The 12,584-nt window shown below is 67.8% G+C and carries 9 protein-coding genes; 5 read left to right on the top strand and 4 right to left on the bottom strand.

The genetic code is table 11. The annotated features are described in order from the left end of the window. Positions 1–70: 70 nt before the first annotated feature. The 4 genes from ACORQU_RS04495 to otsB all read right to left on the bottom strand — a co-directional run bounded on the left by ACORQU_RS04495 (position 71) and on the right by otsB (position 5,335). Positions 71–763, bottom strand: a complete 693-nt coding sequence (locus ACORQU_RS04495; RefSeq protein ID WP_491643667.1) for an OmpW/AlkL family protein — start codon at positions 761–763, stop codon at positions 71–73. Between the two features lie 651 nt (positions 764–1,414). Continuing rightward, positions 1,415–2,782, bottom strand: coding sequence for an alpha,alpha-trehalose-phosphate synthase (UDP-forming) (gene otsA / locus ACORQU_RS04490; protein WP_271644556.1), 1,368 nt, complete (start codon positions 2,780–2,782; stop codon positions 1,415–1,417). Further along, positions 2,779–4,560 carry a glycoside hydrolase family 15 protein gene (locus ACORQU_RS04485; RefSeq protein ID WP_491643666.1) on the bottom strand — a complete coding sequence of 594 codons (1,782 nt, stop codon included), beginning with the start codon at positions 4,558–4,560 and terminating at the stop codon, positions 2,779–2,781. The genes otsA and ACORQU_RS04485 overlap by 4 nt, the downstream gene beginning before the upstream one ends. Before the next feature lie 34 nt (positions 4,561–4,594). Then, positions 4,595–5,335 (bottom strand): trehalose-phosphatase, encoded by a 741-nt coding sequence (gene otsB, locus ACORQU_RS04480; protein WP_491643665.1) that lies wholly within the window; start codon positions 5,333–5,335, stop codon positions 4,595–4,597. Positions 5,336–5,448: 113 nt separating this feature from the next. On the opposite strand from otsB, the gene ACORQU_RS04475 reads away from it, so the two are divergent. The 5 genes from ACORQU_RS04475 to ACORQU_RS04455 all read left to right on the top strand — a co-directional run bounded on the left by ACORQU_RS04475 (position 5,449) and on the right by ACORQU_RS04455 (position 12,539). Next, positions 5,449–7,002, top strand: coding sequence for a dihydrolipoyllysine-residue acetyltransferase (locus ACORQU_RS04475; protein ID WP_491644953.1), 1,554 nt, complete (start codon positions 5,449–5,451; stop codon positions 7,000–7,002). A gap of 40 nt (positions 7,003–7,042) precedes the next feature. Then, positions 7,043–8,161: a mechanosensitive ion channel family protein gene (locus ACORQU_RS04470; protein WP_491643664.1), complete on the top strand. Its 1,119-nt coding sequence runs from the start codon at positions 7,043–7,045 to the stop codon at positions 8,159–8,161. Position 8,162: 1 nt separating this feature from the next. Continuing rightward, a complete protein-coding gene (gene lpdA / locus ACORQU_RS04465) occupies positions 8,163–10,331 on the top strand; it encodes a dihydrolipoyl dehydrogenase (protein WP_491643663.1) in 2,169 nt (722 codons plus the stop codon). A 131-nt stretch (positions 10,332–10,462) separates the two neighbouring features. Then, positions 10,463–11,152, top strand: coding sequence for a DUF6624 domain-containing protein (locus tag ACORQU_RS04460; RefSeq protein ID WP_491644951.1), 690 nt, complete (start codon positions 10,463–10,465; stop codon positions 11,150–11,152). Between the two features lie 88 nt (positions 11,153–11,240). Further along, positions 11,241–12,539 (top strand): Xaa-Pro dipeptidase, encoded by a 1,299-nt coding sequence (locus tag ACORQU_RS04455; protein WP_491643662.1) that lies wholly within the window; start codon positions 11,241–11,243, stop codon positions 12,537–12,539. The last annotated feature ends 45 nt before the right edge of the window (positions 12,540–12,584 follow it).

The following is a 12,584-nucleotide window of genomic DNA, read 5'->3' as shown; positions in this document are numbered from 1 at the left end:
ATGCGCGCAAACGAAAACGGCGACGGGCACAAGGCCTGCCGCCGTTGGTGTCAACGTTGTTGTTCAGTACTTAGAAGCGCGCACCGATACCCACGCCCACGGTCCACGGATTCAGGTCCAGATCCTGACCGGTGCCATGACCGTTGACGGTCATCTCCGGCGAGCTGTCCATGTAGCGCGCGTCGACGCGGGCGAACCAGTTCGGGTTGATGTTCATGTCGACACCGACCGTGCCGATCGCACCCTTGGCGTCATTGACGGCCACGTGCTGGCCCGGGACGCTGCCCAGCTTCTCGTTGCTGAAGTTGGACTGGTAGTAGCCCACGCCGACGAACGGACGAAACACCTGGTCTGAAGTGCCGAAGTGGTACTGGCCACTGATGGCCACCGGCAGCTGCGACACGCTGCCAATCTTGCCGTTGTTGTCGCCGACGTCATGCTTGAACTTGTCGGCAGCGCCCCAGAGCTCCACGGCGATGTTCGGAGTCGCGTAGTAGCTGGCCGAGATGGTCGGCGCGGTGTCGCCGTCCACGTCCAGACTGGAGCCATCCAGCGGGCGCGAGGAAGGCTTCATCATGGTGGCGCTGCCAACCACGGCCCACTTCTTGTAGGCGGCCGCGGCATCACCGCCGGTGGTGCTGTTGGTGGCCACGCCATGGGGCGTGCCGTCGTCGGTGGCGGCACCGACCATGTCCTGCGCGAAAACCGGGGGAGCGGCGAGCAGCGGCACCAGGGCCAGGCCAATGAGGCGAATCGAATTCATGGGGTGTACCTCTTCGTTTCTTGTTTGCGGTAGGCCCACCAGCGGCGGGACGGAGCACACCGTAGAAATTCGCAGATGAACACTTCCCGGCATGCCGAGTGCGGTTCAGGCTGCCGAACAGGGACGCTTCATGTTGATGCACGCCTCGTCCCGCGCAAGGCCAATGTCGACGTAGAAAAACGTTAAATGAAGGCGATTTTCTTCACACTGACGCGGTTGCCAGTGCGGAGGCCCGGTTCAGCTGGCAGGCGCGATTCGAGCGCCTTGTGCGCAAGGCGGCGACTTCAATTGCACTTCGAGATGTCCGGTCGCCGCCCCGTCTCGTGCTGGCGCGTGTTGCTTTTCGACGATTTGGAAGGTGAATGCCGCGCGACCGCGAGCGTGCAGGGAGCGACGCTTGGAGCTGTCTCGCCGCAGCATGGGGCGGGTGTCGATTCGACGTCGCCGCCGACCCGCAGTCCAGTCAGTGCGGCGCGACCGGAACCGCCATCGCCGGTCCGGGTATCGCGGAAGGCCGACGTGGCGGATGCCCGTTACGTACAGGAGAGGGGCACGCCCCTGTGCGTGGAGCGCGCTTCGCTGCGCGGAGGGCAGTCCACGTCGGAATCCGTCACGTTGGAGAACGTCAAGCTCGACGCCCTGGGGCGCGCCTCAGGCCGCTTCCAGCGCCTGCAGGTAGGACTGCCGCCAGGCATTGATGTCGTGGCGCTCCAGGTGGTCCATCATCGCGCGCCAGCGTTCGATGCGCTTGGCCTTGGGCATGTCGGCGCCCGTGGCGATGGCGTCGGCCACGCCGTCCAGGTCGTGCGGATTGACGATCAGTGCTTCGCTCATCTCGTCGGCGGCACCGGCCAGGATGGACAGGATGAGCACGCCCGGATCCTCGGGATCCTGCGCGGCGACGTACTCCTTGGCGACCAGGTTCATGCCATCGCGCAAGGGCGTGACCAGGCCGAGCCGCGCGGTGCGGTAGAAGCCGGCCAGCTGGGTGTGGCTGTAGTTCTGGTTGACGTAGCGGATCGGGGTCCAGTCGGCCTCGGCATAGGCGCCGTTGACGTGGCCGGCGATCTGCTCGAGCTGGCTGCGCAGGATCTGGTACTCGGGCACCTCGCCGCGCGAGACCGGCGCGACCTGCAGGAAGGTGAGGCTGCCGCGCTGATCGCGGTGCCGCTCCAGGTACCGCTCGAAGGCATGGAAGCGCTCGGGCAGGCCCTTGGAGTAGTCCAGCCGGTCCACGCCGATGGCCAGCAGCCGCCCACGCAGGCTGCCACGCAAGTCGCGCACAGCGGGTTTGGTGGCTGCAATGCGGGCCTGCTGTGCGATCAGAGCGGTGTCGATGCTGATCGGGAACGACCCGGTGCGGAAACGGCGCCCGCCGGGGGCTTCCAGCTCGCCATCGGCGATCACCCGGCCGCCGCCATACAGCCGAACGTAAGCCTGGAAGCGTTCCATGTCGCGGCGGGTGTGGAAGCCCACCAGGTCATACGCATACAGCGTGCTGAAGAAGCGCTGATGGTCTGGCATAGCCGAGACCAGGTCGGCCGAGGGCATCGGGGTGTGCAGGAAGAAGCCGATCCGGCAGCCGATACCGCGTTCGCGCAGCAGGGCCGCCAGCGGGATCAGGTGGTAGTCGTGGATCCAGACAATGTCATCGTCCTTGAGCATCGGCGCCAGCCGGTCGGCGAACAGCGCGTTGACCCGTCGGTAACCCTCGCGGGTGCCGCGGTCGTAGTTCACCAGGTCCAGGCGGAAATGCAGCAAGGGCCACAGCGCGCCGTTGGAGAAGCCCAGGTAATAGGCATCGTGGTCCGGGCGCGACAGATCCATCGTCACGTAGGTGGTGTTGCCATCGCGGTGTTCGTGCAGCGTGCCGCTGGCTTCGCGGCTGACCTTGCCGCTCCAGCCGAACCACAGACCGCCGCGTTCGGCCAGCGCCGCGCGCAGGCCGGTGGCCAAGCCGCCGGTCTGTGGTTCCCCCGGGAGTGCGACCCGGTTGGAGACCACGACCAGTCGACTCACGAGGCCTCCTGCCAGGAGCGCGACAGGCGCATGGCGGCGATGATCAGGCCCACGTGCGAATAGGTCTGCGGGAAGTTGCCCCAGGCCTCGCCGTCCTCGAAGGCCAGGTCCTCGGACAGCAGGCCCAGGTGATTGCGCCGCGCCAGGATGCGCTCGAACATCGCTCGCGCCTCGTCCTTGCGGCCGATCGCGGCCAGCGCGTCGATGTACCAGAAGGTGCAGATGGTGAAGCTGGTCTCCGGTTCGCCGAAGTCGTCCGGGGCCACGTAGCGGAACAGCGCGTCGCCCTTCTTCAGGGTCTGGCCGATGGCCTCGACGGTGGAGACAAAGCGCGGATCGTCGGCCGCCACGAAGCCGATATCGGCCAGCAGCAGCAGCGAGGCATCCAGGTAATCGCTCTGGAACGAAGCGCTGAACCAGCCCTGCTCCTCGCGCCAGGCCTGTTCCAGAGTGGTGGCGCGGATGGTGTCGGCGCGTTCGCGCCAATAGGTGGCGCGATCGTCGCGCTGCATGCGCTGGGCGATCTTGGCCAGGCGGTCGCAGGCGGCCCAGCACATGGCCGCGGTATAGGTGTGGACCTCGGCGCGACCGCGGAACTCCCACAGGCCGGCGTCGGGGATCTCGTATAGCGCCGCGGCGCGCTCGCCCAGCGCTTCGAGCCGCTCGAAGGCATGCACGTCGCCCGGGTCGGCCAGGCGCTGGTCGAAGAACAGCTGCGTGGAAGCCAGCACCACCGAGCCGTACACGTCGTGCTGCTTCTGGATCCAGGCCAGGTTGCCGCGTCGCACCGGCCCCATGCCGCGGTAGCCGGCCAGGCTGGGCACATCGTGCTCGTGCAGCTCGACCTCGAAGTTGATGCCGTACATCGGCTGCAAGGTGCCGTCGTGGGTGGCGATGTTGAAAATGTAGGACAGGAACTGCTCCATCGTCCGGGTCGCGCCCAGGCGGTTGAGCGCGCGTACCACGAAGGCCGCGTCACGCAGCCAGCAATAGCGGTAGTCCCAGTTGCGCGGCGTATCGGCGGCCTCCGGGATGGAGGTGGTCATCGCCGCGATGATGCCGCCGCTGTCCTCGTACTGGCACAGCTTGAGGGTGATCGCGCTGCGGATCACCGCGTCCTGCCAGTCCAGCGGGATCGACAGGTAGCGCACCCATTCGGTCCAGTAATGGCGGGTGTTCTCCTCGGCCTCGCGCACGTACCCTGCCAGCGAGCGGCGCAGGGATTCGTCCACGCCCAGCACCAGGTGCACCGGGTGGCTGAGGATGAAGGGCGTCTCCTCGCGCAAGAAGCGCACCGGGACGTCGGTGGTCAGGCGCAGGGTGAACTCGGGCAGCAGCCAGCGGATGTGGTTGCTGCCCCAGGTGGTCTCTGGCTTGCGCGCGCCCCAATCGGCCAGCGGACGAGCGCGGATGGTGATGCGTGGCGTGCCGCTGATCGGACGGATCTGGCGAATGATGCTGACCGGTCGGTAGAAGCGCTGGTTCTCGCGCCAGCGCGGGGCGAAGTCGATGATCTCCAGCGCGTTGCCGTGGGTGTCGCGCAGGACGGTGCGCAGGATCGCGGTGTTGGTGAGGTAGTGCTGCTCGCTGGAGGCGAAGTCCTCCAGTTCCACCGCGAAGTCGCCCCCCTCCTGCTGGACCGGCGAGAGCAGGCTGCAGAAGGCCGGATCGCCGTCGAAGGCGGGCATGCAACTCCAGACCACCCGTGCCTGCTTGTCGATGAGGGCGCCGAAACTGCCGTTGCCGATGACGCCCATGTCCAGGGTGGGGTGGCTCATGCTTGCTCCGTGGGGGTAGTGGGGGTGGGGACCGCTAGAGGTGGGACCGCAGCCAGGCGTGGACCGCCGAGACGTCGGGCAGGGCGTACATCGCATGGCTGTTGGCGCGCCGGCCGACCAGCACGCTCCAGCCGCCCAGTGCATTGGCCGCCGCAAAGCCGTACTCGTCGGTCAGGTCATCGCCCACGAACACCGGCCTGCGGCCGGCGAAGGGGGGCGCTTCCAGCAGCCTACGCATGGCGCGGCCTTTGTCCACATCGTCCGGCACCAGCTCTATCACCTGGTTGCCAGGCTGCAGGCGGTAGCCCGGCAGATCGGGCAGGTGGCGGGCGGCCAGCGCTTGCAGGGCATCGGCGGCGGCCGGCGCGGCGCGCCAGTGCAGGGCGATGTTGCTGTGCTTGTTCTCCACCCGCACCCCGGGATAGCGGTGGGAGAGGATCGTCGCCTCACGGCGCAGCGCCTCCAGGGCCTGGACCGGCACCGCGCGCGCCGAGTCGGGGGCGCCGCGCAGTTCCTGACCATGCATCCCGGCTGCCGGCAGGGCGTGGGGTGTGAAGACCGCATCCAGTTCGCTCAGGGGGCGGCCGCTGATCAGGGCCAGCGCGCCGCCGAGGCGCTCGGACAGGCGCAGCACCGTGTCCAGCCCACCTTCCGGGAGCGCGACTGCGCTGGGGTCGTCCTGGAACTCAAGCAACGTGCCGTCCACGTCCAGGAACAGGGCGTGGTCGCCCGAGAGGTGTGGCGGGGCTGGAAAGCGGTTGGGGGAAGCGGGCATGGGGGCTTTGCAGGCGTCTTCCGCATGAAAACGTTGCAGCGCATTGTTCGCGGGCGTCGGTGAACACGCGGTGTTGAAGCAGGTGTCTAGGCAATTGGTCGAGCAAAGACGAAATTTCGTCCGATCCTGACAGGATTTCGGCCAGTTGCCATGAGCCAAGCTTGGCGACGCGCGCGACGGTCGTACAATGGCCGGCCCAGTCCCACAAGAATCCAACCGGAGTTCAGCAGATGGCTCAAGCCCAGGAAGCACGCGTCCCCGACATCGGTGACTACAGCGACGTGCCTGTGATCGAGGTGCTGGTCTCCGTCGGGGACACGGTACAGAAGGACCAGGGGCTGATCACCCTGGAGTCGGACAAGGCCACCCTGGAAGTGCCCGCGGCCTTTGGCGGCGTGATCAAGGAATTAAAGGTCAAGGTCGGCGACACCCTCTCCGAGGGCGCGGTCGTGGCCATGATCGAGCCGCAGGACGACTCGGCCCCGGCGCCCAAGGCCGAGGACAAGCCGGCCCCGGCCAAGGCGTCTGCCGCCCCGCCGGCCAAGGCGGCCGAGCCGGACAGCCCGGCCGAGCCGGTCCAGACCGGTTCCCCTGACAAACTGACCCAGCGCGAGATCGCCCAGTCGCAGTCGCGCGTGGCCTCCGGCGCCACCGCCGGCCAGGATGCGCCGCCGTCCCCGCCGACCAGCACCCCGCCGGTGGCCTTCGATGCCGACCGGGTGATGCCCGACAAGGTCCCGCATGCCAGCCCGGTGGTGCGCGTGTTCGCCCGCGAGCTGGGCGTGGACCTGTCCAAGGTGTCCGGCAGCGCCCGCAAGGGCCGCATCACTAAGGAAGACGTGCAGGGCTACGTCAAGCAGGCCCTGGCCGGTGGCGGTGCCAGCGCAGCCGCGCCTGCCGCCGCGGCCGGCGGCGGCAATGGCCTGAACCTGCTGGCCTGGCCCAAGGTGGACTTCTCCAAGTTCGGCCAGACCGAGGTCCAGCCGCTCTCGCGCATCCAGAAGATCTCTGGCGCCAACCTGGCGCGCAACTGGGCGATGATCCCGCACGTCACCCAGTTCGACTCGGCCGACATCACCGACCTGGAAGACCTGCGTGTGCAGCTCAACAAGGAGGCCGAGAAGTCCAAGTCCGGCGTCAAGCTGACCATGCTGGCCTTCCTGATCAAGGCCAGCGCCGCGCTGCTGAAGAAGTACCCGACCTTCAACGCCTCGCTGGATGCGGCCGGGGAGAACCTGACGCTGAAGAAGTACTTCCACATCGGCTTTGCCGCCGACACGCCCAACGGGCTGGTCGTGCCGGTGATTCGCGACGTGGACAGCAAGGGCGTCAACGACATCGCCGCAGAGACCGGCGCGCTGGCCAAGAAGGCGCGCGACGGCAAGCTGGGCCCGGCCGAGATGACCGGCGGCTGCTTCTCGATCTCCTCGCTGGGCGGCATCGGCGGCACCGCCTTCACCCCGATCGTCAATGCGCCGGAGGTGGCGATCCTGGGCGTGTCCAAGTCGGCCATCCAGCCGGTGTGGGACGGCAAGGCCTTCCAGCCACGCCTGATGCTGCCGCTGTCGCTGAGCTACGACCACCGCGTGATCGACGGGGCGCTGGCCGCGCGCTTCACCGCCGACCTGGCCCGCGTGCTGGGCGACATGCGCCGGGTCCTGCTGTGACCCTGGCCCGTCCACCGCGCCGCCGGGCACGCTGAGCCCCATGCCGGGGCTGCTCGCCGCCGCCGCTGCCCCGCAGGACGCCAGCGGCGCTGGCGACTGGGTGCGCGATGCCGCGCGCGAGCATTCGGCCGGGCTGCTGCCGGTCCTGGACTACAAGCTGCTGACCGTCTCGGGGGTGCCGATCACGGTCGGTGGCCTGGTGGCCGCCGCGGTGGTGCTGCTGCTGACCTGGGTGGTATCCAGGCTGGCCCGGCGCGGCCTGGCCCGCTATGGCGACCGGCATCCGCGCACCAGCCAGGCCTCGCTGTACACGGTCTCGCGCATCGTCCAGTACGCGCTGCTGGCGGCGGGCCTGCTGATCGCGCTGGCGGCGATCGGCATGCCGGTGGGCAAGTTCACCGTGTTCGCCGGGGCCATCGGCGTGGGCCTGGGCTTTGGCCTGCAGGCGATCTTCAACAACTTCATCTCCGGCCTGATCCTCCTGTTCGACAAGTCCCTGCGCGTGGGCGACTTTGTGGAACTGGAGTCCGGCGTGCACGGCGAGGTCCGCGACATCCACATCCGCGCCACCACCATCGTCACCAACGACAACATCGACATCCTGGTGCCCAACTCGGAGTTCGTCAGCGGCCGGGTGGTCAACTGGACCCACGGCGATGGCTCGCGACGGATCAAGGTGCCGTTCGGCGTGGCCTACGGCGTGGACAAGGACACGGTCAAGCGGGCCGCGCTGGAGGCGGCCGCCGAGGTGCCCTTCACCCTGACCCTGGAAGGCGCGCGGCGCCCGCAGGTGTGGCTGGTGAACTTCGGCGAGAGCAGCCTGGATTTCGAGCTGGTGATCTGGCTGACGCCGGAAGCCACCAAGCGTCCCTCTACGGTCAAGGCCGCGTATTTCTGGGCCTTGCACTCGGCCCTGGCCCGGCATGGGCTGGGGATCCCGTTCCCGCAGCGCGACCTGCACCTGCGCAGCGTGTTCGGCCTGGATGGCGAGCAGGCCCTGCGCGCGCTGCGCCTGGACACCGCGCCGGCGCACGAGGCCGACGCACGACCCCTTCAACCTTCCACCGCAGGCAACGACGCGGTGGACGACGTACACCGCGCGATCCGGGACGAGCAGGCACGCCATCCCGACGCCGCCCCGGAAACAGGAGAGCAATGACATGGCAAACACGATCGAAGTAAAGGTTCCCGATATCGGCGACTTCACCGATGTGCCGGTGATCGAGGTCCTGGTTTCGGTGGGCGACACCGTGTCCAAGGAGCAGGGCCTGGTGACGCTGGAATCGGACAAGGCCACCCTGGAGGTGCCGTCCTCGGCCGCCGGCGTGGTCAAGGAAATCAAGGTCAACGTGGGCGACACGCTGAGCCAGGGCGACCTGGTGATCGTGCTGGAAGCGGAAGGTGATGCAGGTACCGCATCGCCGGCCGCGGGCGAGACCCCCAAGGCCGCCGCGCCCGCACCGGCCAAGGCCGAAGCGCCCAAGGCAGCGCAGGCCTCCGCCCCGGCCCCGGCAAAGGCATCCGGTGGCGGTCCCATCGAGGTCAAGGTGCCCGACATCGGTGACTTCACCGACGTACCGGTGATCGAGGTTCTGGTCTCGGTGGGCGACACCGTGTCCAAGGAGCAGGGCCTGGTGACGCTGGAATCGGACAAGGCCACTTTGGAAGTGCCGTCCTCGGCCGCCGGCGTGGTCAAGGAAATCAAGGTCAAGGTGGGTGACACGCTGAGCCAGGGCGACCTGGTGCTGGTCCTGGACGGCGAGGGTGGCGAAGCATCTGCTGGTGCTTCGCCGGAAGCCCCGGCGGCCGAGGCCCCGCGCCCGGCCCCGGTCACCCCATCGCTGGCCCAGCCCGATGCCGCCGCCGCGCCCAAGGCCTCCGCCGGCACCGGCAAGCCGGCCGACATCGAGTGCCGCATGGTCGTGTTGGGCTCCGGCCCGGGCGGCTACACGGCGGCCTTCCGCGCCGCGGACCTGGGCCTGGACACCGTCCTGATCGAGCGTTACGCGTCGCTGGGCGGCGTGTGCCTCAACGTGGGCTGCATCCCGTCCAAGGCGCTGCTGCATTCGGCCAACGTCATTGACGAGGCCGCGCATGCGACCGAGTGCGGCATCGAGTTTTCCAAGCCCAAGATCAACCTGGACACGCTGCGCGAGTACAAGGAGAAGGTGGTCGGCAAGCTCACCGGCGGCCTGGCCGGCATGGCCAAGCAGCGCAAGGTCAGGGTCGTGCAGGGCACCGGCGTGTTCGTCTCGCCCAACGAGATCGAGATCACCGGCGAGGACGGCAAGACCCAGTTGCTGCGCTTCGAGCAGTGCATCATCGCCGCCGGCTCGCAGGCGGTGAAGCTGCCCAACTTCCCGTGGGACGACAAGCGCGTGATGGATTCCACCGACGCGCTGGAACTGGCCGAAATCCCCAAGAAGCTGCTGGTCGTCGGCGGCGGCATCATCGGCCTGGAAATGGCCACCGTCTACAGCGCGCTGGGCAGCCAGGTCACCGTGGTGGAGTTCATGGACCAGCTGATGCCCGGCGCCGACAAGGACCTGGTCAAGCCGCTGGCCGACCGCCTCAAGAAGCAGGGCGTCGTCGTTCACCTCAAGACCAAGGCCAGCGGGGTCAAGGCCGAGAAGAAGGGCATCACGGTGACCTTCGAATCGGCCACCGAAGGCGCCAAGCCTGAGCTGGAATCGGGCACCTGGGACCGCGTGCTGGTCGCCGTGGGCCGTGCGCCCAACGGCAAGAAGATCGGCGCCGACAAGGCCGGCGTGCAGGTGACCGACCGCGGCTTCATCCCGGCCGACCAGCAGATGCGTACCAACGTGCCGCACATCTTCGCCATCGGCGACATCGTCGGGAACCCGATGCTGGCCCACAAGGCCACCCACGAAGGCAAGCTGGCCGCCGAAGTGGCCTCGGGCGAGAAGAAGGAATGGGTGGCCCGCGTGGTGCCGTCGGTGGCCTATACCAATCCGGAGATCGCCTGGGTGGGCGTGACCGAAACCGAGGCCAAGGCCAAGGGCCTGAAGGTTGGCGTGGCCAAGTTCCCGTGGGCGGCCAGCGGCCGTGCCATCGGCATCGGCCGCACCGAGGGCTTCACCAAGTTGATCTTCGACGAGGCGACCCATCGCATTGTCGGTGGCGGCATCGTCGGCGTGCATGCCGGTGACCTGCTGGCCGAGATCGGCCTGGCCATCGAGATGGGCGCCGAGGCGGAGGACATCGGCCACACCATCCATGCCCATCCGACCCTGAGCGAGTCGGTCGGCATGGCCGCCGAGGTCTACGACGGCACCATCACCGATCTGTACATTCCGAAGAAGAAGTAAGCGTTCGCTGCAACGCCTGCCGTGACAACGCCCCGCTCGCCGGGGCGTTGTCATGTGGCGATGGCGGGACATCGTGGCCTTGCGGTAATTTCCGTATTCCGCTGGGTTGATGGAGTGTTGTGTTGATCAGGATGCTGCTAAAGGGTGCGCTGCTGCTCGTTCTGGCGATGCCGGCCCTGGCCGAAGACGATCATCCCGAGCTCGCCGCTGCGCTGGCCAAATGCCCCGGGGCGGCGCAATTTCGTCAACACCATCCACATGAGGATGCCCCGCCGGAACAGGAGGCCGCGCCACCGACCGACCCCGCCCTGCGCAAGCAGTTGCTGGACATGGTGGCGCCCGATCAGCAGGCGCGTGATGCGGTCAATGCCGCAGGGTGGTCGCGCGAAAGCGTGGAGGCGATGTCGCGCGTGGACGCGGCGAACCTGCCGCGGATCAAACGGATTGTGGAAGCACACGCCGGCCTGCCCCTGCCATCGGAAGTGGGCCAGGACGGTGTCGACGCGGCATGGCTGCTGGTCCAGCACGCCGACGCCGATCCGGCTTTCCAGGCGCAGGTGCTGGATCAGGTGCAGTCGCGTGTCGGCCACGGTGGCCTGAGGGGTCAAGACTTCATCCTGCTGACCGATCGCGTGCTGACCAATCAGGGCAAGCCACAACGGTACGGCAGTCAGCTCATCGCTCGGGATGGAAAGTGGGTGCCCAAGCCGTTGGAAGACCCCGCCCAGGTCGATGCACGGCGGGCGGCGGTTGGCCAAATGCCGCTGGCCGACTATCTCTGCGTGGCGAGCCAAATGTTCCAGCCGCCCGCCCAGCAGTAAATAAGCACTTGCCAGCGCGCCGCGATGCGGATTAAACAGGTAGGCGGCCGTCCCAGCGACGGTCGCCTGTCTTCTTCGGGGATCATCGATGCAATCGCTTGCTGCCTGCGTGCTGGGCCTCGCCCTGAGCGCGCCTGTCGCCGTCTTCGCCCAGACCACGCCCGCGCCTGCGCCGCAGACCGTCGTGGTCACCGCCGCGCATCTGGTCGATGTGCTCAAGGGGACGATGGTCGACGATCCGCAGGTGGTCATCACCGACGGCCGCATCGCCCGTGTCGGCCACAAGGGCGAGGCCGTCCCGGCCGACGCGCAGCGCATCGACCTGGGGCCACGCACGTTGCTGCCGGGCCTGATCGATCTGCATGTGCACCTGACTTCCGACCCGACCATCAGTGGCTATCGCGGCCTGGAATACACCGACAACTTCTGGACCATCGTCGGGGTGGCCAACGCGAAGAAGACCCTGCTGGCCGGCTTCACCACCGTGCGCAACGTCGGCTCGGCCAACTACGACGATGTGGCGCTCAAGCAGGCCATCGGCGCCGGCTACATCGCCGGCCCGCGCATCGTGCCGGCGACCTATGCCATCGGCGCCACCGGCGGGCATTGCGACACCACCGAATTCCCGCCCTCGGTCAGCGTGCCCTCGCCGGCGGTGGCCAATGGGCCCGAGGAAATCCGCAAGGCCGTGCGCACGCTGCGCAAGTACGGCGCCGAGGTGATCAAGTTCTGCGGCACCGGCGGGGTACTGTCCAAGACTGACAGCGTCGGCGCGCAGCAGTATTCGCTGGAGGAGATGCAGGCCCTGGTGGAGGCCGCGCACATGCTCGACATGAAGGTCGCCGTGCACGCGCATGGCAAGGCCGGCATCGATACCGCCATCCGCGCCGGGGTGGACACCATCGAGCACGCCAGTCTGGCCGATGCCGAATCGTTCAAGCTGGCCAAGGCCCACGGCACGGTGTTCGACATGGACATCTACAACGACGACTACATCCTGGCCGAGGGCGAGAAGAACGGCGTGTTCGCCGAATCGCTGGAGAAGGAGCGCCAGGTCGGTTTGAAGCAGCGCCAGACCTTCCAGGCCGCGCATGCGGCCGGCGTCACGCTGGGTTTCGGCAGCGACGGCGGCGTCTATCCCAATGGCGACAACGCACGCCAGTTCGCCAAGATGGTGCAGTGGGGTATGCGCCCGATGGAGGCGATTCAGGCCGCGACCGTGACCGGTGGCAAGGTGCTGGGCAAAGAGGGCGATGTCGGTGCCATCGCGCCCGGGCGATACGGCGACCTGATCGCGGTGTCCGGCGATCCACTGGCCGACGTGCGCGTGCTGGAGCACGTGGAGTTCGTCATGAAGGGTGGGGTGGTCGAGAAGGCGCCGGACTAGCGCAAGTCCCCGAACGCAACGAGGCCGCGACGATGCGCGGCCTCG

The sequence above is a fragment of the Pseudoxanthomonas sp. JC1303 genome (genome assembly GCF_058448525.1).
This window is presented reverse-complemented; position numbering and strand designations above follow the sequence as displayed.